This is a genomic window from Burkholderia sp. AU16482 (genome assembly GCF_002223285.1).
Lineage (GTDB): Bacteria > Pseudomonadota > Gammaproteobacteria > Burkholderiales > Burkholderiaceae > Burkholderia > Burkholderia semiarida.
The window spans coordinates 100,521-124,885 of the sequence record NZ_NKEY01000002.1 but is presented as its reverse complement, the minus strand read 5'-3'; the positions used below and the strand labels follow the sequence as shown (position 1 = coordinate 124,885).

Annotated in this window: 25 protein-coding genes and 1 tRNA gene; 5 read left to right on the top strand and 21 right to left on the bottom strand. The window is 62.5% G+C overall.

From position 1 onward, the window contains the following. The first annotated feature begins 96 nt into the window (after positions 1 to 96). Together tssK and icmH are read left to right on the top strand one after the other, a co-directional pair. Positions 97 to 1,443: a type VI secretion system baseplate subunit TssK gene (gene tssK, locus CFB35_RS01925; RefSeq protein WP_059577185.1), complete on the top strand. Its 1,347-nt coding sequence runs from the start codon at positions 97 to 99 to the stop codon at positions 1,441 to 1,443. Next, positions 1,440 to 2,222, top strand: coding sequence for a type IVB secretion system protein IcmH/DotU (gene icmH, locus CFB35_RS01920; RefSeq protein ID WP_059577187.1), 783 nt, complete (start codon positions 1,440 to 1,442; stop codon positions 2,220 to 2,222). Before tssK ends, icmH begins: the two co-directional genes overlap by 4 nt. 112 nt (positions 2,223 to 2,334) lie before the next feature. Here icmH and CFB35_RS01915 read toward each other — a convergent pair whose 3' ends face one another. The 5 genes from CFB35_RS01915 to CFB35_RS34055 all read right to left on the bottom strand — a co-directional run bounded on the left by CFB35_RS01915 (position 2,335) and on the right by CFB35_RS34055 (position 4,689). Then, positions 2,335 to 2,748: a hypothetical protein gene (locus CFB35_RS01915; protein ID WP_226094288.1), complete on the bottom strand. Its 414-nt coding sequence runs from the start codon at positions 2,746 to 2,748 to the stop codon at positions 2,335 to 2,337. After that, positions 2,699 to 3,103 carry an Imm1 family immunity protein gene (locus CFB35_RS01910; RefSeq protein ID WP_089464501.1) on the bottom strand — a complete coding sequence of 135 codons (405 nt, stop codon included), beginning with the start codon at positions 3,101 to 3,103 and terminating at the stop codon, positions 2,699 to 2,701. The genes CFB35_RS01915 and CFB35_RS01910 overlap by 50 nt, the downstream gene beginning before the upstream one ends. Before the next feature lie 15 nt (positions 3,104 to 3,118). After that, positions 3,119 to 3,436, bottom strand: a complete 318-nt coding sequence (locus CFB35_RS01905; protein WP_089464500.1) for a hypothetical protein — start codon at positions 3,434 to 3,436, stop codon at positions 3,119 to 3,121. A 236-nt stretch (positions 3,437 to 3,672) separates the two neighbouring features. Further along, on the bottom strand, positions 3,673 to 3,981 hold the full coding sequence (locus CFB35_RS01900; protein ID WP_089464499.1) for a hypothetical protein: 309 nt from the start codon (positions 3,979 to 3,981) through the stop codon (positions 3,673 to 3,675). 228 nt (positions 3,982 to 4,209) lie between these two features. Next, positions 4,210 to 4,689, bottom strand: coding sequence for a hypothetical protein (locus CFB35_RS34055; RefSeq protein ID WP_143328686.1), 480 nt, complete (start codon positions 4,687 to 4,689; stop codon positions 4,210 to 4,212). Between the two features lie 198 nt (positions 4,690 to 4,887). Here CFB35_RS34055 and CFB35_RS34050 point away from each other — a divergent pair, with 198 nt between their 5' ends. Next, positions 4,888 to 5,241: a hypothetical protein gene (locus CFB35_RS34050; protein WP_143328685.1), complete on the top strand. Its 354-nt coding sequence runs from the start codon at positions 4,888 to 4,890 to the stop codon at positions 5,239 to 5,241. 66 nt (positions 5,242 to 5,307) lie between these two features. Here the strand turns inward: CFB35_RS34050 and CFB35_RS01895 are convergent, their stop codons facing one another. From CFB35_RS01895 to tssI, 3 genes are read right to left on the bottom strand one after another with little or no spacing between them, the layout of a single operon-like run. Then, positions 5,308 to 5,676 (bottom strand): hypothetical protein, encoded by a 369-nt coding sequence (locus CFB35_RS01895; protein ID WP_143328684.1) that lies wholly within the window; start codon positions 5,674 to 5,676, stop codon positions 5,308 to 5,310. Next, entirely contained in the window at positions 5,667 to 10,274 is a 4,608-nt protein-coding gene (locus CFB35_RS01890; protein ID WP_226094290.1) for an RHS repeat-associated core domain-containing protein, read from the bottom strand. Before CFB35_RS01890 ends, CFB35_RS01895 begins: the two co-directional genes overlap by 10 nt. Before the next feature lie 54 nt (positions 10,275 to 10,328). Continuing rightward, positions 10,329 to 13,508, bottom strand: coding sequence for a type VI secretion system Vgr family protein (gene tssI / locus CFB35_RS01885; RefSeq protein ID WP_089464497.1), 3,180 nt, complete (start codon positions 13,506 to 13,508; stop codon positions 10,329 to 10,331). 367 nt (positions 13,509 to 13,875) lie between these two features. On the opposite strand from tssI, the gene CFB35_RS01880 reads away from it, so the two are divergent. After that, positions 13,876 to 14,676, top strand: coding sequence for a cystine ABC transporter substrate-binding protein (locus tag CFB35_RS01880; RefSeq protein WP_089464496.1), 801 nt, complete (start codon positions 13,876 to 13,878; stop codon positions 14,674 to 14,676). Between the two features lie 87 nt (positions 14,677 to 14,763). On the opposite strand, the gene CFB35_RS01875 is transcribed toward CFB35_RS01880, so the two are convergent. The 8 genes from CFB35_RS01875 to CFB35_RS01840 form a co-directional block, all read right to left on the bottom strand. Then, positions 14,764 to 14,967, bottom strand: a complete 204-nt coding sequence (locus tag CFB35_RS01875) for a hypothetical protein (protein ID WP_089464495.1) — start codon at positions 14,965 to 14,967, stop codon at positions 14,764 to 14,766. Positions 14,968 to 15,289: 322 nt separating this feature from the next. After that, positions 15,290 to 15,365, bottom strand: a tRNA-Thr gene (locus CFB35_RS01870). Positions 15,366 to 15,383: 18 nt separating this feature from the next. Beyond that, entirely contained in the window at positions 15,384 to 15,905 is a 522-nt protein-coding gene (locus tag CFB35_RS01865) for a ClpXP protease specificity-enhancing factor (RefSeq protein ID WP_089464494.1), read from the bottom strand. Positions 15,906 to 15,975: 70 nt separating this feature from the next. Next, on the bottom strand, positions 15,976 to 16,587 hold the full coding sequence (locus tag CFB35_RS01860; protein ID WP_006400565.1) for a glutathione S-transferase N-terminal domain-containing protein: 612 nt from the start codon (positions 16,585 to 16,587) through the stop codon (positions 15,976 to 15,978). 94 nt (positions 16,588 to 16,681) lie between these two features. Next, positions 16,682 to 17,440, bottom strand: a complete 759-nt coding sequence (locus CFB35_RS01855; RefSeq protein ID WP_060009428.1) for a cytochrome c1 — start codon at positions 17,438 to 17,440, stop codon at positions 16,682 to 16,684. Positions 17,441 to 17,461: 21 nt separating this feature from the next. Further along, positions 17,462 to 18,844, bottom strand: coding sequence for a cytochrome bc complex cytochrome b subunit (locus CFB35_RS01850; protein WP_089464493.1), 1,383 nt, complete (start codon positions 18,842 to 18,844; stop codon positions 17,462 to 17,464). Continuing rightward, complete coding sequence (petA, locus tag CFB35_RS01845) at positions 18,844 to 19,464, bottom strand: ubiquinol-cytochrome c reductase iron-sulfur subunit (RefSeq protein WP_006491868.1); 621 nt, start codon at positions 19,462 to 19,464, stop codon at positions 18,844 to 18,846. Before petA ends, CFB35_RS01850 begins: the two co-directional genes overlap by 1 nt. Before the next feature lie 218 nt (positions 19,465 to 19,682). After that, complete coding sequence (locus CFB35_RS01840; protein WP_060315486.1) at positions 19,683 to 20,429, bottom strand: Nif3-like dinuclear metal center hexameric protein; 747 nt, start codon at positions 20,427 to 20,429, stop codon at positions 19,683 to 19,685. Positions 20,430 to 20,450: 21 nt separating this feature from the next. Here CFB35_RS01840 and CFB35_RS01835 point away from each other — a divergent pair, with 21 nt between their 5' ends. Next, a complete protein-coding gene (locus CFB35_RS01835) occupies positions 20,451 to 21,656 on the top strand; it encodes a S1C family serine protease (RefSeq protein WP_059577237.1) in 1,206 nt (401 codons plus the stop codon). Between the two features lie 194 nt (positions 21,657 to 21,850). Here the strand turns inward: CFB35_RS01835 and tatC are convergent, their stop codons facing one another. The 5 genes from tatC to CFB35_RS01810 all read right to left on the bottom strand — a co-directional run bounded on the left by tatC (position 21,851) and on the right by CFB35_RS01810 (position 24,361). After that, positions 21,851 to 22,639, bottom strand: a complete 789-nt coding sequence (gene tatC / locus CFB35_RS01830) for a twin-arginine translocase subunit TatC (RefSeq protein WP_059577240.1) — start codon at positions 22,637 to 22,639, stop codon at positions 21,851 to 21,853. A gap of 41 nt (positions 22,640 to 22,680) precedes the next feature. Next, complete coding sequence (gene tatB, locus CFB35_RS01825; protein ID WP_059577243.1) at positions 22,681 to 23,220, bottom strand: Sec-independent protein translocase protein TatB; 540 nt, start codon at positions 23,218 to 23,220, stop codon at positions 22,681 to 22,683. Positions 23,221 to 23,246: 26 nt separating this feature from the next. Beyond that, positions 23,247 to 23,477, bottom strand: a complete 231-nt coding sequence (gene tatA, locus CFB35_RS01820) for a Sec-independent protein translocase subunit TatA (RefSeq protein ID WP_006477115.1) — start codon at positions 23,475 to 23,477, stop codon at positions 23,247 to 23,249. A gap of 94 nt (positions 23,478 to 23,571) precedes the next feature. Next, on the bottom strand, positions 23,572 to 23,937 hold the full coding sequence (locus CFB35_RS01815; RefSeq protein ID WP_027783360.1) for a histidine triad nucleotide-binding protein: 366 nt from the start codon (positions 23,935 to 23,937) through the stop codon (positions 23,572 to 23,574). Positions 23,938 to 23,968: 31 nt separating this feature from the next. After that, the gene (locus CFB35_RS01810) at positions 23,969 to 24,361 is read right to left on the bottom strand and encodes a hypothetical protein (protein WP_059236499.1); all 393 of its coding nucleotides are present in this window, start codon (positions 24,359 to 24,361) and stop codon (positions 23,969 to 23,971) included. Positions 24,362 to 24,365 lie beyond the last annotated feature (4 nt).

Sequence of the window (24,365 nt, the reverse complement as noted above, 5' to 3'; positions counted from 1 at the left end):
CGCACGAATGTCAATTAACAAGAGTTAACAATTGGCGATTTAATTCGGGCACGAACAAATCGATTACATCGCAACGCCACATTAACCGGATTTGACATGAGTTATTCGGCCAAGGTGCTGTGGGGGGAAGGGCTGTTCCTCCGGCCTCAACACTTTCAGCGGCAGGACGCGTACCACGAGGCGCGCCTGTTCGAGTCCATCCAGGCGATCCAGCCGTACAACTGGGGCGTGCGCTCGGTGCGCATCGACCGCGACGCGCTCGGCAGCAACGTGCTGCGGGTAGCCGACCTCGCGCTCGTGTTTCCGGACGGCGCGCTGTATGCCGCGCCGCAGGCCGACGACCTGCCGCCGCCGATCGCGCTGGATACGTTGCCCGACGGCATCAACGAATTCGTGTTCTATCTCGCGCTGCATCCGCTGCGCGAGAACGGCACCAACTACAGCGACGATCCGGCCGCCGGCTTCATGACGCGGTTCGTCAGCGAGCAGACGAGCGTCGCCGACAATTTCACCGACGCCGCCGAAGCCGACATCACGTTCCTGAAGACGCAGGTCAAGCTGATCGCGCACAGCGAGCCGCGCGACCAGCTGCTGTCCGTGCCGCTCGTGCGCGTGCGCCGCACCGCGACGTCCGGCTTCGAGATCGACGACAGCTTCGTGCCGCCGTGCCTCGCGATCGAGGCGTCGCCGATCCTGCACCAGCGGCTGCGCCAGCTCGTCGACGCGCTGCAGGCGAAGGTGAACGCGCTGTACGGCTTCCACCGCGAGCCGTCGAAGAACATCATCGAGTTCCGCTCGGGCGACATCGCATCGTTCTGGCTGCTGCACACCGCGAATGCCGCGTTCGCGACGCTCGCGCACCTGCACCAGCACGCGGCGCTGCATCCGGAGCGGCTGTTCCAGGAACTGCTGCGCCTCGCGGGCCAGCTGATGACATTCTCGAAGGGCTACACGCTCGCCGACCTGCCCGTGTACCGCCACGACGATCCGGGCCCGAGCTTCGCGCGTCTCGACCTGATGCTGCGCGAACTGCTCGACACCGTGATCTCGACGCGCTATTTCGCGATCACGCTCGACGAGGTGCGCCCGTCGTTCCACCTCGGCCGCCTCGATTCCGGCAAGATCGACGACAAGACCGAGTTCTATCTGGCGGTGTCCGCGGACATGCCGAGCGTCGAGCTCGTCGATGCGGTGCCGGCCCGCTTCAAGGTCGGCGCGCCCGACGACGTCGACAAGCTCGTGCTGTCGGCGATGCCCGGCGTGCGGCTGTCGTACACGCCGCAGGTGCCGCCCGCGATTCCGGTGCGCCCCGGCGCGTGCTACTTCGCGCTCGATTCGCGCAGCCCGCTGTACGAGCGCATGCTGCAGGCCCAGTCCGCGATGATCTACGCGCCGACTGGCATCAATGACCTGAAATTCGAACTGATCGCGGTCACATCATGAGCTACGCGCCTTCCCTGTTCGGCGACAACGTGCCGCCGCCCCTGCACAGCCCGGCGTCGACGGATTCCGCGTTCCAGGCCCGCTCGCTGCTCGATTTGCTGTACGACGGGTTCTTCATGCTGTTCCTGCTCAAGAACGGGCGGGAGCCGGACAGCGCCAGCGAGTTCAGCACGCGGATCCAGGAATTCCTGTCCGATTTCGAGCGCGGCGCGAAGAAGCTGAACATCGCCGCCGAGGACGTGTACGGCGCGAAGTTCGCGTTCTGCGCGGCGATCGACGAAATGGTGCTGTCGTCGCAGTTCAAGATCCGCGCGGATTGGGAGCGCCGGCCGCTGCAGCTCGTGCTGTTCGGCGAACAGCTCGCCGGCGAGAAATTCTTCCAGTATCTCGAGGAATGTCGCGCGCAGGGCGCGGCGCGGCTGCAGTCGCTCGAGGTGTTCCATATGTGCCTGCTGCTCGGGTTCCAGGGCAAGTATCTGCTCGAAGGGCCGGAGAAGCTGGCTTATCTCACCGCGCGGCTCGGCGACGAGATCGCGCACATGAAGGGCAAACGCGCGCCGTTCGCGCCGCATTGGCCGCTGCCCGACCAGATCGCGCATCGACTCAAGCGCGAGGTGCCGGTCTGGGCGATCGGGGCCGTGTTCGCGCTCGTGGCGCTACTCGGGTATCTCGGGCTCAATACTTATCTCAAGGACAAGACGCTGCAGGCGTTGGCGCCTTATTCGCAAGTCATCAAGGTTGGGCCGGAATCGGCTAATTTGACGATTTCGTTGCCGTAACAGGCGCGCGTTTTTCAGCAACGCTTCATGGTGAAAGGACCGCTTGCGGTCCTTTTTCGCTTCTGCCCGCTTTGTCCAAACAACTGAAAAAGATCGGCGGCGTGTCGGTGCCTCACTCCATCCACACGTCTTCATAGCCGGCATCGTCGATGATGAAGCGTGCGCCGGCCGGCAACCATAGATATGGTAGAACCGATGGCAGATAGGTCGACAGGTGCGCCGCATGCAACGGCTGATAGAAGTCGGCGGCGTCGGAATATTCGCCGCAATGAAAGAACCATCCGACGTTGTCGCCTTCGGACAGTGCGACGCGCGTGCCGTAGACGGGCATGCGCCCGAGCGTCGACATCGCGACGGCAACCATGTCTTCAGGTTCGACGGCATGCAGGCCGTAGCGTGCGCAAACGGCGTCCTGTTGTGCGCGCAGCGCTGCCAAATCGTCCGCCATGTTCATGTCCTTCCCCTCGCGCGGAGGGTCAGCCGGCTTGCCAGCATAACCGCGGATCGGCGCCGCCAGTCGATACAAAATAGGCTGCCGCCTGCGTCGCAGTCGCGAGGTCGACGCACTGTCGCGCCGGATAGCGGCCTCGCTGGCCGCCCGCCACGAGTTCGACCGTTTCGTCCGCCGGCACTCCGGGCGTCGTCAGGTTCAGTAATGCGGCATCGATCTCCGATGCGATGAAGACGACGTATCGGCCGTCGTGGCCGCCGCCAATCGTCATCACCGTTGCATCGCTCGCGTCGAAGGCGACGGTCGAGCGATCGCGGCCGTTCAGTCGTTCGACGGCCGCGATCGCTTGCGCAGGGTCGTCGCACGGCGCTTCCGTCACGTGTGAACGGTTGCCGATGGTTGTTTCCTCGATCGCTGTCGTCGTTCGCATTCGCTATGCGTGGCGTCAAAACAGGATAAATGCGTCGTTCTCGACGTAGAAGACAAACGCGTCGAGCAATTGCGCGACGCTCGGCTCGTCGACCTGATCGTGTGCGTTGATCACGATGTCCTCGATCGTCGCGCTGTCCAGCGTGACTTTCCAGCCGGGCTGGGCCGCCATGGCAGGCGCAACCTCTGCTTTCGCGTAATCGACGTCTTCGAAAAACGCCCCCTCGGTATCGAGCGCCCACGGCATCGGCGGCAGGTAAAGCCACCCGGAGAAATCGCCGGGGCGTTCGAGAATATGTTGTAGCGACACTTCGGTCGGGGAGTCGATCGACATGGGTATTGCGGTGGTATCCGGATGATTGCGTTGCATCGGCCGCGAGAACCTCACGGCAGGCCGTGATTATGCCAATTTCAAGCGAGCGCGATCGGCAGGCTTCCGTTGCAGGCGGGTGGGGGTGTGTGCTGCATGTGGATCGAAAATACGGTCGGGTCAACCGTCTGACGAGCCCATGCCAGCTATATCTGGCTGCCGGAGATTCACAATATCGCAATACCTATTTCCCAAACCGGTCAGGCAATTCTGCTCTGATACTCGCCAAAACACTTGGCGCAAACAGCGGCAAGCTTGCCGAAGACAGCCGCATGCCGCTCCTCGAAATCCGGCCCAAATGACGCATCACCAGGCTCTGGCAGACTGAACTGTTTCGCCACCTCCGTCGAGACGAAGTACGAAATGTCGGGGCGTCCGTCTCCCAGCCAGTCGATGTCATAACGGAGCATTTCCAGGCGCCCCGCATCCGTTTTCATGTCGGCCGCGATATCGCTTGAAACGTGTATCAGATCGGTCGCGCCATGCGATTTACACAGTATCGTGCCCATGTTTCGTCTCATTGACGTTTCCCATTCGTAACGTCTTCTCGTCGACTTGTTGCCCCTGAAACCGAACACATTCTTCGGCACAAGCCCGGCCGCCTTCGACGCCTGCGAAATCACCGTTCGCGCTTCACCCAAACTTTGTACGACGTATCCCACACCACATCATCGCAATTGTTCGTCAGTCATCGCGGTGTATCGATCTGGTCGCAAATCGGCACACCCGCTCAAGTGTCACACTGGCATGCCATCCAGATGCCCTCCCACTCGGTCAAAATATTCAATAAAATATTTTGCCAACCCCGGCTCAACTTTTTTCAAAAAGAGCAAATAGACATAGAGCGGTGTCTCATCGCCGATATCATCTTGCAACCATTGCTCCTCACTTCCAAAGCAGCAAATTACACATCGAACCAGGGCAGAAAATGTGGCATTTGATTTCCGCACCACCTTTTCCAGGCGCCATAGCCTCGCAAGCACCTGCCTTCTTGTTAACCGCGGCGACTTTACATCATCAATGGTTGAAATCATTTTTAAATACGCCGCAGCAATCCGTCTTTCACGATCACGAATTAAATTTCTCAGCGCCTCTCCTTGAACAAGATCAATCAGAAATTTTGCATAATGATTCGTGATTTCGCTGAATGAAGCATTCTTTTCGAGCAGCTTTGCCTCAAGCGATTCGACTTCGCTCACTTCCCGATGATCAATCATTCCTTCACTCCGTCACACACTCCCATTTCCTCATCACTTGAGCACAAGAGGGACAGAACTTCAAATGCTTTCCGTCATTCCGAATAGTTGTTGATGTTGCACCTTGGGTAATGCCTCTCAACTCATCAACTGATTTGACATTATTGCTTGCAGCAATTTTACTAAGTGCATCGGGTTCCCCACAATAGCCATGAGTAAATGGAGAACGCTGGTCCTCAGGAACGGCGTCGTAAAGATCTTGGACAACCGGATGCTGTATTCCGCCTCCGCCAGCATTCCCGTTATAGCCAACAACCGGCTGCTGAAGGCTCCTCCACCCCAATCTTGCCAGTATTGTCTCCGGTCAATACAAAAGGCATCGCGATAAACGGTAATCGGCATTCTCTTGATTACCGTACGGACGTAACGCCTCGCGACCCGCACCACTTGCAACTCTATATGTATTGGTTTTTACTTCAAACAGCGGGGCAGCAGATTACTGACGAGAGCGGTGCAATTGAATCTGCCGTGGCATACCATCTTTCAGCACAAAAGACGCACCATCTTTACTAAGCAAGTATGTCAACAAGCATTGATGGCTGCATAAACCGACTTACTTCACATCGCATGCTTGCAAGCCTACTTCCTCAGAACAAAGAAGGTATCCATCACCTTCCCAGTCGATTTCAGGTTACTTAATTGCACGAATTCAGGAGTCGAAAATCCCCCTCTCGACCTCAATTCTTCCAATTTATGCCCGGCGTATTCACACGAATCTGCCGACAAAATGATCTCCGCCCCATATTTTTTCTTTTTAAAACCATCACCCTCCCCCTCCATAAACGTATAGTGCACAACCTCGCCGGTCAACCTATCATTGGCGACGATTTCAACTTTTTTACCGCCCCCAAGGTCACCGATAGCACTGAGAAACACTTCACCCTCTTTCAAATCGAAGATGAATGAGATCCCACCAAATTCTCGCAACACCTCCAGCATCATTGACACCCCTTATTCCCAATATCAAGCGGAACGTGCACGTTCTTTGTAACAACATGATTTCCATTACCCGTCGGCCGCAGGAACTCAAAGTGGACATGGGGAGTATCCGGCACGGTGGGACTACCCATTCCATGACCGCCGCTATAGTCTGAGGGCGTCACTCGCATCTGACGCTTTCCATCCAAACTCCGCCATTTTCCCGGTCCAACTTTCACAAAATCATCGCCCAAAAACTTCGTACGCTCTTCCTTTAGTCCTCCCCTGCAAATAGTGCGCCGCCACTCGGACAAATTTTGCGTCGACTTATTCGACTTATCCTTTCCGAGTAGATCGACGGCCCGGCTACCAGATACGTATTTGAGTCCGAGTGGATCAATCCAATCGATCGGATTGGGGGCATAAATCTGTAAATTCTCTCCGCCTGCCAACCCTATCGGATCTTGAGATATGAACCGCCCGATTCTCTGGTCGTAGTATCTATTCCGGGTATAGTACAACCCCGTTTCCGCATCAACTTGCTGCCCCTGAAACCGCAGCGGATTCTTCGCCACAATCCCCGCCGCCTTCGACGCCCGCGCAATCACCTCCCGCGCTTCGCCCCACGCCTTGTACGACGCTTCCCACACAACGTCGCCGTCGTCGTCCGTCAGCAACTGCGGCGTACCGATCTGATCGCAGTGGTAATAGAACACCGCCGCGTCACTCCGCCGCTGCGGCACCTTCTGCAGCGGATCCTCCTCCGGCACATAGCGGTCGGTGCTCTTCCACTCCGGTGTCACGATCCCATCGACGGGCTCAGCCACATACTGCGCCAGCGGCACGAACGTCCCCGGCTCGTAGAGATAGTGCGTGCCGCGCTCGCCGTCACTCTCATACGCCAGCGTGTCACCATCCCACCCGAACACCGTCCGCTCGCCGTTCACCTCCTTCGCAATACGGCGCCCGAACGCATCATAGAAATACCGCGCCTGACTCTGCCGCGACGTCTCGGCAACCCGCGCAGACAGCAAGCGATTGAACTCATCCCACTCGTATTCCTGCTCACCCGCCGGCGTACGCTTGCGCACCAGATTCCCGCGCGCGTCGTACTCGAAGTGCATCCCCGCATACGCCTTCAGCAGGTTCCCGAGCACCTTCGGCACCTCGACAGGCAACGTGCTTTCCGGCCGCACCGGGCTCGGACGCGATGCCGGCGTCTCCGCAGTCCGCACCGGATCGATGATGTTGCTTGCCGGATCGAACGCAAACCGTTCCTTCGCGACCGGACTGATCGCCTCGATCAGCCGTCCGACCGGATCGTACCGATAGTCGGTCCCGCCCTTGCGGCTGTCCTCGATTCGCGACAACTGCCCCGCCGCGTCATAGCGATACCGCCGCTCGGCAAGCGGCGCAGGTGACGTCGACCGCTGGATCGTCTGCTGCAACACACGTCCGGCCGGATCATAGTGCGTGCGCTGCCCAACCTTGCTCGACAACACGCGCACCGTCTCGCGATGAAGATCGTCACGCTCGAACTGCACGCGCTCCTCGCCATCGAGCAGCATCCCGTGCACGTGCCCGGAGCCATACATCAACCAGTCGACCACATGCCCGTCCGGCCGAACGGTACGCCGCCGGTTGCCGAGCTCGTCGTATTCGTGATGCCAAACGTAGCTGCGCCGGTCGCCGAACAGATCGTAGGCGTGATGTTCACGCACCAGATTGCCAACCGGATCGAAGAAGAATTGCACGCGGCTGTACCGATTCACCGCGTCGATCAACCTGCCGCTCCGATCGTAGGCAAACCGCTCTTCGCTTTCCCCCGCGGCGCGCTTCAGCAGCCGGCCGTTTGCATCGACTTCGACCGAAGTCACGCAACCCGCTTCATCGATCGAAACGAGACTGCCGCTCACGCTGTCGTACTGATAGCGCGTCGACTTGCCGTCGAAGCCCACTTCCTCGATCAGCCGTCCCGCAGGATCGTAGTGAAACTGGTACGTCGCAAAGTTCGCATCGGTCAGCGCGGACAAGCGGCCGAGACGGTCATAGCGATACGCAACCGTCTGCCCGAGCGCATCGGCGCGACTCGCAATGCGGCCGGCCGCATCGTAGCCATATCGCGTCGAACGATCGAGTTGATCGGTATGCCGCAGCAAACGGCCTTCCGCGTCGTATTGGACTTGCTCGACACCGGCAGGCGAACGCACTTCCGTCGGTTGTCCGTTCGGGCCGTAACGATAGGCAACCACGCCTCCGGCCGCATCTTTCGTCTCGATCACACGCCCGATATCGTCGTACCGCCACTCCGTCGTCTTTCCGGAGCAGTCCGTATACCTCGTCATCTGCCCGGCATCGTTGTACTCGAGCGTCTTCGAGCCGCCCTTCGCATCGGTGATCTGCGTCGGCAAACCCTTGTCGTTGTATTCGTACTTCGTGGAATGTTCGAGCGGATCGATTTCCTCGACGACGTTGCCCGCGTCGTCGTACTTGCGCTGCCATACATGACCATTCGGATCGACGAGCCGGATCATCTGATCCTTGTCGTCATACGCCATCTCGACAACGCTGCCGTCCGCCCGCTCGTGCCGAATCAGGTTGCCGCGCGTGTCGTATTCGCGACGCTCGATGCTGCCGTCCTGCCGGATATGCAGCACCAGATTGTGATGGGCGTCGCGCCGGAACCACTCCTGGTTACCATCCGGATACACGATCCGATACACGTAGCCGTGGATGTTGAAGTAGTACCGCGTCATCTGACCGAGCGCGTCGGTCACGTAGGTCAGACGGATGTTCGGATTCCACGCGAGCCGGAGATCCAGACTGCCGTCGTCGGCGTATTCGCGAATGCATTTCGCGTCGGCATTGTCTTCAGCATCCGCGCCGTCCCATTCGAGCGTCATTCCGCGGCCGGTTCGGTCCGTGTAACGCGTCACGAGGTGGCGGTGATATTGATACGTCCGCGCATTGCCATGACGATCGACCGCGCGCACGAGGTCCCCGTCCGCATCGTATTCGTAGCTCGCCAGTGTGCGACGCGCACCGTCCTTGAGCACGTGCTCGATCTGCACGATACGGCCGTGCCTGTCGTGTTCGAACGCGAGCACATTGCCACTCGCATCGATCAGGCGCGCAACGCGATCGAGCGCATCGTAGTCGAGCGTGATCGTGTTGCCGGCGCGGTCCTTCTGCATCGCAAGCCGGAACGCGTCGCCGCGGCGCTCGTACACATGCAGCACGTCATGGCCGTATGCGATCGTCACCCAGGTATCGTCGAGCCGCGACAGCGTCAGGTTCTCGGACAGATCGTCGTGCACCGCACCGGCCGCCAGCACCGGGTACTCGATGCTGCGCCCTTCCGCATCGCGATAGATCCACTGATCGTCCTTGACGTCGATTCGCGTCGTATACGGCGTGATCCATCGTGCACCGAGTTCACCGTTGTCATAGGCTGACAGCCGGGAACGATAGGTACGCTCCCATACGACAGGCATGGCGCCCGGCAGGTCGAAATCCACGTGCGAAAACGTTTCGTCGCCGAACGCGAAATCGATGGATGCCGGTGATGCCCCGAGCCCGCATGCCTTGCACGCGCTCTTCCCCGGTCCTTCGGCCGGCGCTTGCCCGTCGGTTTTTTCGAGCCCCTCCTGCCCGCGCGTCTTCTTCGCCTGGCTCTTCCCGCTTGCCTTGACGTCTGCAGTCTGCTCATGAAGCTTTGCGCGTGCCTTGACGCGTCCAACGGCCTCGATCAGTTGCAAGACGAGCCACATCATCTTGCCTTCTTCACTGCCTGCAAGCGACCGAATCGACGACGCAATCTTCGGCGCTTCGGTCCGAAGGAACGTCACCGTGCTTCGAAACGGCTCGAGCCATGCATCCGGCGCGAGCGTCGCCACGGTGCCCGCAGTCTTGTTGATGACCTTCTTTCCGAGCGCCTTGGTTCCTTCGTACGCGAATTGAATGCCGTCACCGACGCGGCTCGGGCTGTACCACGGCCGGTCGTCGGCCATCTTCTCTGCGAGCTGCTGCTGTCGCTTCAGATTCGCGTTGGCGTCGAAGAGCTGACCGTGCAGCGCCTTGTCCATGCCCGTCGCCAGCGCGAGCATGATTTCCTGGCATGTCGATGCACATCCGTCGAGCAGCTCGACGAGGCCAGCCTTCAGCTTGTTCAGAAAATCCTCGATCTCGGTCGCACACGTCGCGTTGATATGCGTGACCAGCACGGAGATGATCGCCGCGCCGAGATTGTTGCGGGTCGCCAGCAATTCGTGCCGGACGAGCGCGAGCAGCGGGCGCGCCGACATCCGGAACGGCGCGAGTGTCGGCGGAATCGGAATGATGCCGAGCAGGTTGATCGCGAGGCTCATGTAATCGAGTACCTGGCCGCCGCGCTTCTCGATGATCTCGGCAATATCCCCGAGCGCGTCGACCATCGCCATGATGTTGCCGATGATCGGCACCGCACCGGCAAACGTCTTCACGTCCTCGAACGTGATGTGGTTGCCGCTGATCCGTCGCAACCACGCATCGAAGCGGTTGCCGACCGCGGCGACATCCTTGGCGGAAACATCGCTGAGCCAGGTAACAGCCTGTTCCTTCTCAGCGCCCGGTGGAAGTTGTTGTGCCATGTCGTTCTTCGTTCAATTCGTTTTTTTTCAAGACGGCTGACAAGCCGCGCTCTCTCAGGATTTCAACGGCCCGCCAAACCCGCTCGTCGGCAGCTTCATGCCCGTCGCGCCCGTGGCCGACGCCACGGTCGTGGCGCCCTTGCCCGCGATACCGGCGACGCCCGGCAATGCGCTCTGCAACGCGCCGGACGCCGCATTCGCCGCCGGCGCGGCCAGCGCGGCAAGCCCGCCCTGACGTGCGGCCTGAACCATCCCGGCCACCTGCTTCGCCGCACCGCTCAAGCTCGAGGCGGTCTGCAACGCCGACGCAACGCCGGCTCCGCCCAACGCGGTCGCAGCGGCCGGCAATGCGGCGCTCGCGAGCCCGCCGAGGGCCGCGCCCGCGCTGCCGCCACTCACCAGCCCCATCGCCGCCGTCGTCGCGGCCGGCGCCATCCCCTGCAGCTGGCTCGCGAGCTGTCCGCTCGCCGCGGCCTGCGCGGCTTCCGGCGACGGTTGCACGGGCTCCGCCGGCCACTTCGCCTGCTTGAAATAGTTCGCTGGCTGATCCGACTCGCGCGGATCCTTCCCGAACTCGACACGCACCGCGCCCGGCGGCAACCCGCTCACAACCGTATGACCGCTGTCGTCGAGCGCGCCTTTCTTCAGCACGGCTCCGTTCACGTCCTTCACCGTGAACAGTCCGCCTTTCACCGCCTCGCCGTTCACGTACTTGTGAAACAGTTCGAGCTGCCCCGGCTGATCCGGCCGGGGGCTCGGCAACGGATACCCCATGCTCGCCGGCCCGGCGAACGTGTGCGACGCCCCCTTCACATCGACGGCGCCCGGCGCATGAATCTCGATGTTGCCGTCCTTGATGCGGATATACCCGCCGCCGCTCGTCAGCAGAATCCCCTGATCGGCCGCGATCTCGATCCGGTCGGTGGCGGACACAACCTTCACCGCCTTCTGCGCGGTCACCTCGACGTTGTCCGACTGCGCCTGGATCTCGACCTTGCCCTTGCCCGCGAACAGCTTCATCCCTGCGTTCTGCACGAACAGGCTCAGCTTCTGCCCGATGCTCCCGATCAGCGACTTGCCCGCGGCCACGTGCACGCTCTGTCCGCTCGCCACGTTCACGTGATCGTTCGCGACAACGTGCAGCGACTGCTGCGTCGACATCCCGATCCCCGACGGGCTGCCGAACAGCATCACCGGCTCCTTGAACGCATTCGCACTGCCCGTGCCGCCGCCCGCCGTACGTCCACCGGACGCGTTGCCCGACTTGCTGTCCTGCGTCGCGTCGGTGAACGCGCGCATCGTTTCGTGCGCCTCCTTCAGGCTTTCCGCCTGATGCTGCTCGCTCACGCCCGACATCGCTTCGACCAGGCTCTCGCCCGTCACGAGCTGCTGCTGCGCTTCCTTCACGTCGAGCGGCTGGCTGTTCGCCGCCTTCGGATGGGTCGTCACGTACAAGCCCTGGCTCGCCCGCACCGCGCCGTACGCATCCGAGCGCAGGTCGAAGCCGCTACCGAGATACGACCCGCGCGCATTGCCGCTCTGGTCGATGATGTAGCCGAGATGCAGCAGGCTGTTCGCGCTGCTGCTCATCAGTTGCACGCGGTTCTGCCCCGTCGCGTCGTCCATCACGAGCTGGTTGTAGCCGCCGCCCGAATACTCCTTCGACCGATACCCGGACAGGATCCCGTCGCTATGCCACTGCGGCTGGTTCGCGCCGTTGTACACGCGCCCGACGGCGAGCGGCCGGTCGCAGTCGCCGCCCACATGGTCGATCAGCACTTCCTCGCCGATGCGCGGCACGTGCACGCCGCCGTAGCCGCCGCCGGTATCCGATTGCACGACGCGCACCCAGCACGACGCGTTCTCGTTACCCGGGTTCAGGCGGTCCCACACGAACTGCACGCGGATCCGGTTCAGCTCGTCGGTATAGACTTCCTCGCCCTGCGGCCCGACGACGATCGCCGTCTCGAGATGCATCTTCGGCTTCTCGTGTTCGAACGGGCTGCGATACGGCACGCTCACGCGCTGTGCTTCGACCTCGACGAGATAGAAGCCGACCGAGCCGTCGTCATGCGGCACGCGAAACGCGGAGTCGGCGCCATAGCCGTCCTGCGCCTGCGTCAATGCTTCGCGCAGGCTGTACGGGAAATCGGCGCTGCTGCTGGCAACGGGCAGGTTGTTCTCGATCCACCATTCGACGCCGATCGCCGCGAATTCGCGCTGGTCGGCCGGATCGCGATCGTGTTCGGGATGGTCCGCCAGCGTGAAGCGCCGGCCAGCATCCATTGCACGCACGCCGCCCGCGCCGTGGAAGCGCTTCGCCTCCGACTCCCACTGCTCCATCCGGATCTTCGTCAGATGATCGCCGCGCGTCTGATCCAGATACGTGTACGCACCGGTGTATTCGTACACTTCGAGCTGGTCGGGCAATTCGCCCTGGCCGGCCATCGTCGGCAGCGACGTGCCTTTCGGATTCGACGGTTGCGACGGATTCTTGTAGTCGAACGTGCGTGTCGTTCGGGTCACGCTCTGCAGCGTGCGCGTGCCGGACCATTGCGTGAGCGCGTCAGTTTCGCTCGCCGCGCCGCCGTGATAGAAGCGCACGGCCTGCGGCGACAGCGGCGCGAACGCCTGCAGGTTGTCGGTGATCACGAGCGTATGCGACTTGCCGTCGTCGGCCTGCTGCCACGTGGTGTAAAGGCCTTCGCTCTCCATCAGCCGGTGCACGAAATGCCAGTCGGTATCGTGCTGACGCGTGTACGAACGGCTCGGCAGCGGCTTCGACAGCGCAAAGCGGAAATGGCCCTTCGCCTGCGGATGCTGGTCCAGCACGTCGCTGATGATCTGGTCGACGGTCGTATCGGTCCAGATCCGCTGGTCGCGACGGAACTTCAGGAAATGGGTGAAATCGGCGAACGTGAGCTGATAGGTCGTGAGCCCGCCGTCGGCGCCCAGGCGACGCGCGGTGTGCACGTAGCCATTCACCGGCCGGTAGCTGCGATCGCCTTGCTGGATCCACAACGTGACCGGCTGCGCGATCAGTTTTTTGAGTTCCAGATCGCTGTCGGTCGACAACACGTCCAGCGTGAATTCGTACGCGCGCCCGACGCGTGAGCGGCCGACTGCCCGCTGCACGGTCAGGACGTTGCTTCCCAATGGCGTCTCGAGCTTCAGCAACCGGTCCTGCTGAAGCAACCCGCCGCGCAATGCGGCGATCGTGTTCTGCATGTTCATGGCTACGGCCTTTTCTTCTTTTGACGCGCCCTCGGATGGCGCGCTGAGCGGTTTCGCTCGCGCGATTTTACAGACAAATTACGGCCCGAATCGGAAAAATGACCTGATTTAAAAGAGTATTTTTAAGTGGATCCAGAATGCCCGCGGCGAACGGTTCGACCAGGCAGTCGCCGTGCACAGCCCATGCCGTCGCGCTGGATTGCCGCCTTCAATCCGCTGAAATCGATTGCAATCAGGGCCAATTCGACTTCCGGTGCGGCGCGGTTGCGAGTAGTGTCTACGTGCCCGTATCGCGGCCCATCGAGGCCACCCAGCGCCCGGTGCCCGTCGCTCACCACAACACCCTACTGACCACTGGAGATCCGCGATGAAACGTTCGAAGTTCCTGCTGTCGGGCCTGCTGCTCGCGTCGGCCCTCGGCTTCACGACCGTCGCCGCGCACGCGGAAGACCTGCTCGATTCCGTGAAGAAAGCCGGCGTGCTGCGCGTCGGCCTCGAAGGCACGTATCCGCCGTTCAACTCGCGCGGCACGTCCGGCCAGCTCGAGGGTTTCGACGTCGACGTCGCGAACGCGGTCGCCGGCAAGCTCGGCGTGAAGACGCAATTCATTCCGACCGAATGGAGCGGCATCATCGCGGGCCTGCAGGCCGGCAAGTTCGACGTGATCGTCAACCAGGTCACGATCACGCCGCAGCGCAAGGAAGCGCTCGACTTCAGCGAGCCGTACACGTACTCGGCCGCGCAGTTGATCCAGCGCAAGGACGATACGCGCAACTTCAAGTCGCTCGAGGATTTCAAGGGCAAGAAGCTCGGCGTAACGCTCGGCACCAACTACGACCAGATGGCGCGCAGCGTGCCGGGCATCGAGGTGCAGACGTATCCGGGCGCGCCGGAGAAACTGCGCGACCTCGCCGCGGGGCGGATCGAGGCGACGCTCGACGACCGATTGATGCTGCCGTACATGATCAAGACGTCGAACCTGCCGCTGCGCTCGGGTGCGGTGCTGAACGGCGGCAAGCAGGAGATGGCGATCCCGTTCCGCAAGGGCAACCCGAAGTTCGAGAAGGCGATCAACGACGCGCTCGATTCGCTGCGCAAGGACGGCACGCTGAAGAAGATCTCGATGCACTGGTTCGGCAGCGACGTGACGGTGCCGGTTGCGCAGTAAGCGGTTCGGCGCGCGTTCGATGCGTCACGTTTTCGCTGCGGCGAAGGCGTGACGCGCGGTTGCAGCCTTCCCCCTTTGCCTTTTCCGTCAGGCCGCGTCGTCGAAGCGGGCAAGCAGCATCTGGCCGATCGGCGTCAGCGCCGGGCGCGTCGCCACCTCGTTCACGCGTACCTGCGTGTCGTCGACCAGCCGCTTTTCGACGAGCACGGCAAAGGCCGGGTTCGCGAGATCGACACTGTCGGGCGCACGCGCAATGCGCAGCAGCATCGAGAATTCGTGCGGGCTCAGCATGGTTCGTGTCTCCTGATCGTCCGCGATGCAGTTCGATCGGCGTCGATCGCGTTTTCGAATGGAATGGATGCGAGGCAGAAGCCGATGCGCTGGCGGGAGCGAGATCCCGGGTGAGCCTGCGCGACGCGGGCACGGCGTCGGATGCGGTCACGCGCGCTCGGCTCGTGAAAGTGCTGCCGCGATGGGAATGTGCAACGTTAGAGGTGCGGCGTGACGCGGGCGTGACAGGAAAAAGGGGTAACGACGGCGCTCGCGACATCGCGGCGCGCGACCCATGAACAAAAAAGGGGTTACGGAAAATTCCGTAACCCCTTTTCGGATTTGGTGCCGGCTGCAGGACTCGAACCCGCCACCTGATGATTACAAATCAACTGCTCTACCAGATGAGCTAAGCCGGCGTAGCGCGAGATTCTACCTCATTTCACGATCTTGAGGCGAGGTCTGCTGCCGCCTTTCGAGCCGTCGCCGTCGGTTTTCGGCGGTTCGTCGGCGCCTTCGGACGGTTCCTCGTTCCCGCCGCTGTCGGCGACGGGCGCCAACGGCGATACGGACTCGTCACGCTGCGCGTCGTCGGCCGGCACGGCGTCATCGTCGAACGCGCCCGAATCCTCGCCTTCGCCTGCGACCGCATCGACCTGGAACGCCATGCCCTGCCCGTTCTCGCGCGCATAGATCGCGAGCACGTTTGCAACCGGAATCTCGATCTTGTGCGCCTTCCCGGAGAACCGGGCCGTGAACTCGATCCACTCATTGCCCATCTGCAACTGGCTCGTCGCCTCGAAGCTGATGTTGAGCACGATCTCGCCGTCACGCACGAACTGACGCGGCACGCGCGTCGAGTTGTCGACCCTCACCGCGATATGCGGCGTGTAACCGTTATCGGTGCACCACTCGTACAACGCGCGCAGCAGATACGGCTTCGTTGAAATCTCTTGCATCACAATCCTCGAACCCGGAGCGGACGCGCGGCACGCCGCGCCACCGCTCCGTCATGCCTTCATTGCAACATTAGCGACGCATGACCTTTTCGGACGGCGTCAGTGCTTCGATGTAGGCCGGACGGCTGAAGATCCGTTCGGCATACTTCATCAGCGGCGCGGCGTTCTTCGACAGCTCGATGCCGTAGTGATCCAGGCGCCACAGCAGCGGCGCGATCGCGACGTCGAGCATCGAGAACTCTTCGCCGAGCATGTACTTGTTCTTCACGAAGATCGGCGCGAGCTGCGTCAGGCGATCGCGGATCGCGAGGCGTGCCTTTTCGTGGTTCTTCTCCGCCGCCTTGCCCTTCTCGTTCTCGAGCGTGCTGACGTGGACGAACAGTTCCTTCTCGAAGTTGAGCAGGAACAGGCGCGCGCGGGCGCGCTGCACCGGGTCGGCCGGCATCAGTTGCGGATGCGGGAAGCGCTCGTCGATGTACTCGTTGATGATGTTCGATTCGTACAGGATCAGGTCGCGCTCGACGAGGATCGGCACCTGACCGTACGGGTTCATCACCGAAATGTCTTCCGGCTTGTTGAACAGGTCGACGTCGCGGATTTCGAAGTCCATGCCCTTCTCGAACAGCACCAGCCGGCAACGCTGGGAGAACGGGCAAGTTGTGCCGGAATACAGAACCATCATATTTGCGTTTCCTCAAAAAAGCCGAGGGCCGGCACGCGGCGCAACCCCTTTCACGGGTTCCGCCTTGCGCCGGCCCCACGCCGGTCAGGCGTGTTTACTTGATATCTTTCCAGTACGCGGCATTCAGCCGCCAGGCCAGGAAAGTCAGGACACCGAGAAAGATCAGCACCCACACGCCAAGGCGCTTGCGGGTCTGCTGGGCCGGCTCGGACATCCATGTCATATAGGCCACCAGGTCGGCCACCGCAGCGTCATAGTCAGGCGACGAAAGCGTGCCCGGCGTGACCTGCTGGAAGCCGACGAGCACGTGGGCCTTCTCGCCCGTCTCCTCGTCCGTCTTGTCTTCGAATTTGGCTACGCGCTGCCCCTGCAACTGCCACAACACATGGGGCATGCCAACGTTCTCGAACACCGCGTTGTTCCAGCCGGTCGGCCGCGTATCGTCGCGGTAGAAGCTGCGCAGATACGTGTACAGCCAGTCGCGGCCGCGCGCACGCTCCTCGACCGACAGGTCGGGCGGCGTGGTGCCGAGCCAGTTCTTCGCGTCGTCGGGCCGCATCGCGACGGACATCGTGTTCCCGACCTTGTCGGTCGTGAACAGGAGATTCTTTTCGATCTCCTTCTGGGATATGCCCAGATCCGTCAGACGGTTGTAGCGCATCAGGTTCGCGCTGTGGCAGTTCAGGCAATAGTTTACAAACAATTGCGCGCCGTGCTGAAGCGAAACGAGATTTTCCGTGTTATCGGGCGCCCGGTCGAGCGGAAAATTACCCTCCGCCCGCACGGCCGGCGCCGCCAGCAGCGCACACGCGGTCGCCCCGATCAGCGCGAGTGTCGAAAGCAGTTTCTTCATGTCGTTCTCTCCTCGCTCACGTTAATGGGGCTTGAAGCGCACCCGTTCCGGCGGCTGCTTGAACGTGCCAAGCGGCGTCCAGACGGGCATGCCGAGGAAGAACGCGAAGTAAATCAACGCGCAGAACTGCGCGATCAGTGTCGCCGCCGGCGAAGGCGGCCGCGTGCCGAGGAACGCGAGGGTCAGGAACGCCGCGACGAAGATCCCGAGGAACACCTTGTGGAACAGCGGCCGGTAGCGGATCGACTTCACCGGGCTGCGGTCGAGCCACGGCAGGAAGAACAGCGTGATCACCGCCGCGCCCATCACGACGACGCCCCAGAACTTCGACTCCGTCAGGTACATGAACACGACGATCGCGGCGGCCAGCACCGGCAGCCCGATCTTCCACTTGCCGCGCGCGCGGATCAGCGCGAGCACGCCGAGCAGCGCGATCACGATCATCAGCACGATCTTGAACGGGTCGGTGGTCGCGCGCAGCATCGCGTAGAACGCGGTGAAGTACCAGACCGGCGCGATCTCCGGCGGCGTCTGCAGCGGGTTCGCCGGGACGAAGTTGTTCGCCTCGAGGAAGTAGCCGCCCATCTCCGGCGAGAAGAACACGATCAGCGCGAACACCATCAGGAACACGCACACGCCGAGGAAATCGTGCACCGAGTAGTACGGGTGGAACGGGATGCCGTCGAGCGGGATGCCGTTCTCGTCCTTCTTCGCCTTGATCTCGATGCCGTCCGGGTTGTTCGACCCGACTTCGTGCAGCGCGACGAGGTGCGCGATCACGAGGCCGACCAGCACGAGCGGAATCGCGATCACGTGGAACGCGAAGAAGCGGTTCAGCGTGACGTCGGACACGACGTAGTCGCCGCGAATCCACAGCGACAGGTCCGGGCCGACGAACGGAATCGCCGAGAACAGGTTCACGATCACCTGCGCGCCCCAGAACGACATCTGGCCCCACGGCAGCAGGTAGCCGAAGAATGCCTCGGCCATCAGGCACAGGAAGATCGCGCAGCCGAAGATCCAGACGAGCTCGCGCGGCTTGCGGTACGAGCCGTACAGCAGCCCGCGGAACATGTGCAGGTACACGACCACGAAGAACATCGATGCACCGGTGGAGTGCATGTAGCGGATCAGCCAGCCCCACGGCACCTCGCGCATGATGTACTCGACCGACGCGAACGCGAGCATCGAGTCGGGCTTGTAGTTCATCGTCAGGAAGATGCCCGTGACGATCTGGTTGACGAGCACGAGCAGCGCGAGGGAGCCGAAGAAGTACCAGAAGTTGAAGTTCTTCGGCGCGTAGTACTCGGATACGTGCTTCTTCCAGGTGGACGTGAACGGGAAGCGCTGGTCGATCCAGCCGGTGAAACCTGTCGTGGAGACTTCGTTGTTGTCGGCGGCCATCACGCTTCTCCTTTCTCGTCCTTGCCGATCACGAGGGTCGTCGCCGACGTGAACATGTAGGGCGGGATGTCGAGATTCTGAGGCGCCGGCTTGTTCTTGAACACGCGGCCGGCGAGGTCGTAGGTCGAACCATGGCACGGGCACAGGAAACCGCCCGGCCAGTCGTCCGGCAGGTTCGGCTGCGGACCCGGCGTGAAGCGTTGGCTAGGCGTGCAGCCGAGGTGCGTACACACGGCCATCACGACGAGAATGTTCTTGCGATCGGCCCGCGACCGATATTCGTTCGCGCAATACGCGGGCAACGGCATCGAATACGGGGATTTCGTGGCCGGATCGGCCACTTCCTTGTCGGCCTTGACGACGTCGGCCAGCATCGAATCGGTGCGATTCAGGATCCAGACGGGTTTGCCGCGCCACGGCACGGTGACCATTTCGCCCGGCTTCAGACCGCTGATGTCGACCTCGACCGGCGCACCGGCCGCTTTTGCTTTCGCGGACGGCGCAAGCGACGCCGCGAAAGGTATGACGGTGGCGACGCCTCCTACGCCACCTGCTACGGATGTCGCAATCAGCCAGGTACGGCGGCCGCTGTCGACGCGTTTCTCTTCCTTGTCTCGCATCACACGCCCCACTTCTGAGTTGGATTTTCCGTCACGACTTTCCATTCCGCCGCTAGTTTGCTCGAATGGAGTCGTCATTTACAAGGCCCGGAGATGAAAATCCCTTCGAAGTGTTTGATAGTTAAGGGTTATCCCCCACTATCGGAGCAATTAAATCATTTCGCTTTTAAGTGGATGCTACATTGTGGAATTTCGATGCACCGCCGCAAATCCGGCGCTCAGACCGGATTATGAATATCGATAAAAAGGTGTTCGAGATCGAATTCCTCGGACAAGTGGCGCCCCAGCGCCTGGATTCCGTAGCGTTCGGTCGCATGGTGCCCCGCCGCAACGAACGCGACACCGCTTTCCGCCGCCGCGTGCGTGGTCGACTCGGACACCTCGCCGGTCAGGAACACGTCCGCACCGGCGTCGATCGCCGCATCGAAATAGCTCTGCGCGGCGCCCGTGCACCACGCGATGCGGCGCAACTGCGTGTCCGGATCGCCGAGCACGAGCGGCGTGCGGCCGAGCGTGTGCTCGACCTTCGCGACGAAGTGCTCGAGCGTGACGGGCATCGGCAGCGTCGCCATCCAGCCGAGATCGCCTTCGCCGAAACGCTGCTCGCCGATCAGCCCGAGCTTCTCGCCGAGCTGCGCGTTGTTGCCGAATTCGGGGTGCGCGTCGAGCGGCAGGTGAAACGCGAACAGGTTCAGGTCGTTCGCGAGCAGCAGTTTCAGGCGCCGATACTTGCGGCCGGTGATCTGCGGCGCCTCGTTGCGCCAGAAATAGCCGTGATGGACGAGCACGGCATCCGCGCCCCATTCGAGCGCGGCTTCGAGGAGCGCGACCGACGCCGTCACGCCGGTGGCGATCTTCTCGATCTTGCGGCGGCCCTCGACCTGCAGGCCGTTCGGGCAATAGTCCTTGAAGCGCGCGGTTTCAAGGGTATTGTTCAAGTACAATTCGAGTTCGATCCGATCCATATAAACCTCTAATCCATTCAGATGCTTAGACGCTTCTGGCTGTTCTTCGCGCAGGCGGTGACCGTACTGCTCGCGCTGATGTTCATCGTCGTGACGCTCAAGCCGCAATGGCTGCAACGGCAAGGACAGCTCGGCAAGCAGCTCGCCACGCCGATCGTCGCGCTGCGCGAAGTCGCGCCGGGCATCGGCGGCGCACCGGCAACCACGTCGTATGCCGAAGCCGCGCAGAAGGCGATGCCGGCCGTCGTCAACGTGTTCTCCAGCAAGGACGGCTCGCTGCCGCCCGACCCGCGCGCGAAGGATCCGCTGTTCCGCTACTTCTTCGGCGACCGCAACGCCCGCAAGCAGCAGGACGAGCCGGCCGCCAACCTCGGCTCGGGCGTCATCGTGAGCCCTGAAGGTTACATTCTAACGAACCAGCACGTCGTGGACGGCGCCGACCAGATCGAAGTCGCGCTCGCCGATGGCCGCACGGCCACCGCGAAGGTGATCGGCAGCGATCCCGAAACCGATCTCGCCGTGCTGAAGATCAACATGACGAACCTGCCGACGATCACGCTCGGGCGCTCCGACCAGTCGCGCGTCGGCGACGTCGTGCTCGCGATCGGCAACCCGTTCGGCGTCGGCCAGACGGTCACGATGGGCATCATCAGCGCGCTCGGCCGCAACCACCTCGGCATCAACACGTTCGAGAACTTCATCCAGACCGACGCGCCGATCAACCCCGGCAACTCCGGCGGCGCGCTGGTCGACGTGAACGGCAACCTGCTCGGCATCAACACGGCGATCTACTCGCGCTCCGGCGGCTCGCTCGGCATCGGTTTCGCGATTCCGGTCTCGACCGCGCGCACGGTGCTCGAAAGCATCATCACGACGGGCTCGGTCACGCGCGGCTGGATCGGCGTCGAGCCGCAGGACGTCACGCCGGAAATCGCCGAGTCGTTCGGGCTCCAGCAGAAATCGGGCGCGATCGTCGCGGGCGTGCTGCAGGGCGGCCCGGCCGACAAGGCCGGCATCCGGCCGGGCGACATCCTGGTGAGCGTCAACGGCGAGGACATCACCGACACGACGAAGCTGCTGAACGTCGTCGCGCAGATCAAGCCGGGCACGCCCACCAAGGTGCACGTCGTGCGCAAGGGCAAGCAGTTCGACGTGAACGTCGTGATCGGCAAGCGCCCGCCACCGCCGAAACAGGCACTCGACGAGCAGGACAGCGACAGCGAATGACGGTCGGCGGGCGGCACGCCGCCTGCCGGTCAGACGCGATGCGGAATTGAAAAAGGGCAGCCGGCCGGCTGCCCTTTTACGTTGCTTCAAACGATGCCTGGTGCCGGGAAGATGGCTATGCCACGCACCGGCCGGCGGCCAACCGCGGTACCGGGCCCACGCCGACCTGGCCGCAGCGCCACGCGGCGGCGCGGTCAACTCGCGGCTTCGCCGTTGCCTGCCTCGCCCTCTTCCACCGGCTTCTTCGGTACGAAGAACCGCGCGGCCAGCAGCCCGATCTCGAACAGCACGATCAGCGGCAGCGCGAGCATCAGTTGCGAGAACACGTCCGGCGGCGTGACGACCGCCGCGACCACGAATGCGCCGACGATCACGTACGGCCGCATCTCCTTCAGCTTCTTCAGGGACAGCACGCCCATCCGGACGAGCAGCACGACGACGATCGGCACCTCGAACGTGACCCCGAACGCGATGAACATCCCCAGCACGAAGCTCAGGTAGTTATCGATGTCGGTCGTCATCTCGGCCCCGAGCGGCGCGTTGTAGTGCGCCATCACGCGGAAGATCGTCGGAAACACGAGGAAGTACGCGAACGCCATCCCGCACAGGAACAGGAAGTAGCTGCTGCCGACGAGCGGCGCGACGAGCTTCTTCTCGTGCTGGTACAGCCCCGGCGCGACAAACGCCCAGATCTGGTACAGCACGATCGGCAGCGCGATCACGAGCGCGACGAGCATCGTGACCTTCATCGGCACGAAGAACGAGCCGGTGACGTCGGTGACGATCATCTTGCCGTCTTTCGGCAGGTTGTCCATCAGCGGCCGCGCGAGCAGCTTGAAGATGTCCGGCGCCCAGTAGACGAGCCCGACGAACACGACGATCACGGCCAGCCCCGCGCGAATGATGCGATCGCGAAGCTCGACGAGATGGGAAATGAAGGTTTCTTCCGGGGCGTCGCCCGGGTTCTGCTGGGGGTCGCTCACACCGGCCCTCGGTAGGATTGACGAGCGAGCATGCGCTCGACTCAGAAGAAGCGCGTCGGCCGGCGCAGGCTGGCCGGCTGGTGGCGCGCGACACGCGCGGCGCCCGACTGCACGTGCGTGCGGCGGGTGGTCGCGCGCTTGTACCAGACAGGTGTCGCCGCCTGCTTGATGCGCCAGTTGCGACGCTTCGGCGCAAGCGCGGTCGAACTGCCTCGCCACGACGGCGCCGCAGGCGTGTCGGAACCCGCGGAACCGACGGAACCGGCGTCGCCGGACGCCCCGTCAAGACCGCCGACCGCGGAATGCCACGTGTCGTTCAGTTCCTTCTCGTGCTCGCGCAGGTTGTCGTGAATCGTCGTCTCGACGTTGCGCGCGGCCGATTCGAAATCGGTCTTCATCGTCCGCAGCGCGTCGAGTTCGATTTCGCGCGAGACCTCGGCCTTCACGTCGTTGATGTACCGCTGCGCGCGGCCGAACAGCGCGCCTGCCGTACGCGCGACGCGCGGCAGGCGCTCGGGGCCGAGCACCACGAGCGCGACGACGCCGATCAGCGCCATCTTCGAAAGACCGAGATCCAGCATCGAGAATGCCTGTCAGCGTGCCGGCGTTACGCCTTGTTCGAATCGGAACGCGTCGTTTCCTTCGCGTTGACGTCGACCGCGCCCGAACGCGGCAGTTGCTGCGCATCCGCCGGCGTTTCGCCTTCCTTCATGCCGTCCTTGAAACCCTTGACGGCGCTGCCGAGGTCGTTGCCGATGTTGCGCAGCTTCTTCGTCCCGAAAACCAGCGCGACGATCAGCAGCACGATCAGCCAGTGCCAAATGCTCAATCCACCCATGATGAAACCTCTCCTCAACCACGCCGCCATGCGGCGCAAATCGCCGGCGACGCGCCGGCTTCGACTATCGGATGCGGGGAAACGCCCCGCGTCGTCAACCCATTCGCTGCCACGGGCGCGGGCCGGCCAGGATATGCGCGTGCAGGTGGTAGACCTCCTGCCCGCCGCCCGGGCCCGTGTTGATCACCGTGCGAAAACCCGTTTCGCCGCCCGTATACGCGACGCCGAGCTGGTCGGCCAGACGCGCGACGAGCAGCATCAGCCGGCCGAGCATCGGCGCATCGGCCTCACCTGCCGCCGACAGCGTCGGCAGGTGCCGGCGCGGAATCACGAGCACGTGCGTGTCGGCCGCCGGGCGGATGTCGCGGAACGCGACGAATTCATCGTCCTCGTGCACCTTCGTGCTCGGGATCTCGCCTGCCGCGATCTTGCAGAACAGGCAATTCGGATCGTGACTCATGTTGCTCCTGCAAACGCCCGCCCGCGGCCGGTCAGAACCACGCCTGCGGATCGAGCGTCTTGTTGTCGTTCAGGTACAGCCAACCCTTGATGATACGGTACAGCGTCCAGATCCACGTGACAAACATCACCGCGAATCCGATCACCACGAAGGCCAGCGCGAACCCGATCACGTAGGCGATCAGCGCGCGCCAGAACGTGCGGATCTGCCACTCGAAGTGATCGGCGTACGGCGTGCCGGCCACATCGCCGCGCTTCACGTAGTTGATGATGATCGCAATGATGCCCGTCACGCCGCCCGTCAGCCAGTGAAATGCATAGAGGCCGTAGAGCACGTGCGTGAGCGTGCGCAGCCCGTTCAGGCGTTCGGCGTCCGCTGCGCCCGGCACCGCCGGCGTCGGAAACTGGTTCGACGTATCGTTCATGATG

Coding starts and splice junctions, on each gene's coding strand:
- CFB35_RS01815 (WP_027783360.1), bottom strand. CDS start 23,937: ATGAGTCACGATCCGAATTGCCTGTTCTGCAAGATCGCGGCAGGCGAG.
- CFB35_RS01835 (WP_059577237.1), top strand. CDS start 20,451: ATGCTTAGACGCTTCTGGCTGTTCTTCGCGCAGGCGGTGACCGTACTG.
- CFB35_RS01855 (WP_060009428.1), bottom strand. CDS start 17,440: ATGAAGAAACTGCTTTCGACACTCGCGCTGATCGGGGCGACCGCGTGT.
- CFB35_RS01880 (WP_089464496.1), top strand. CDS start 13,876: ATGAAACGTTCGAAGTTCCTGCTGTCGGGCCTGCTGCTCGCGTCGGCC.
- CFB35_RS01865 (WP_089464494.1), bottom strand. CDS start 15,905: ATGCAAGAGATTTCAACGAAGCCGTATCTGCTGCGCGCGTTGTACGAG.
- CFB35_RS01860 (WP_006400565.1), bottom strand. CDS start 16,587: ATGATGGTTCTGTATTCCGGCACAACTTGCCCGTTCTCCCAGCGTTGC.
- tatB (WP_059577243.1), bottom strand. CDS start 23,220: ATGCTGGATCTCGGTCTTTCGAAGATGGCGCTGATCGGCGTCGTCGCG.
- CFB35_RS34050 (WP_143328685.1), top strand. CDS start 4,888: ATGGAGAACGCTGGTCCTCAGGAACGGCGTCGTAAAGATCTTGGACAA.
- CFB35_RS01810 (WP_059236499.1), bottom strand. CDS start 24,361: ATGAACGATACGTCGAACCAGTTTCCGACGCCGGCGGTGCCGGGCGCA.
- CFB35_RS01890 (WP_226094290.1), bottom strand. CDS start 10,274: ATGGCACAACAACTTCCACCGGGCGCTGAGAAGGAACAGGCTGTTACC.
- CFB35_RS01905 (WP_089464500.1), bottom strand. CDS start 3,436: ATGTCGATCGACTCCCCGACCGAAGTGTCGCTACAACATATTCTCGAA.
- CFB35_RS01840 (WP_060315486.1), bottom strand. CDS start 20,429: ATGGATCGGATCGAACTCGAATTGTACTTGAACAATACCCTTGAAACC.
- tssK (WP_059577185.1), top strand. CDS start 97: ATGAGTTATTCGGCCAAGGTGCTGTGGGGGGAAGGGCTGTTCCTCCGG.
- CFB35_RS01875 (WP_089464495.1), bottom strand. CDS start 14,967: ATGCTGAGCCCGCACGAATTCTCGATGCTGCTGCGCATTGCGCGTGCG.
- CFB35_RS01900 (WP_089464499.1), bottom strand. CDS start 3,981: ATGGGCACGATACTGTGTAAATCGCATGGCGCGACCGATCTGATACAC.
- CFB35_RS01910 (WP_089464501.1), bottom strand. CDS start 3,103: ATGCGAACGACGACAGCGATCGAGGAAACAACCATCGGCAACCGTTCA.
- CFB35_RS01850 (WP_089464493.1), bottom strand. CDS start 18,844: ATGGCCGCCGACAACAACGAAGTCTCCACGACAGGTTTCACCGGCTGG.
- icmH (WP_059577187.1), top strand. CDS start 1,440: ATGAGCTACGCGCCTTCCCTGTTCGGCGACAACGTGCCGCCGCCCCTG.
- CFB35_RS34055 (WP_143328686.1), bottom strand. CDS start 4,689: ATGATTGATCATCGGGAAGTGAGCGAAGTCGAATCGCTTGAGGCAAAG.
- tssI (WP_089464497.1), bottom strand. CDS start 13,508: ATGAACATGCAGAACACGATCGCCGCATTGCGCGGCGGGTTGCTTCAG.
- tatA (WP_006477115.1), bottom strand. CDS start 23,477: ATGGGTGGATTGAGCATTTGGCACTGGCTGATCGTGCTGCTGATCGTC.
- petA (WP_006491868.1), bottom strand. CDS start 19,464: ATGCGAGACAAGGAAGAGAAACGCGTCGACAGCGGCCGCCGTACCTGG.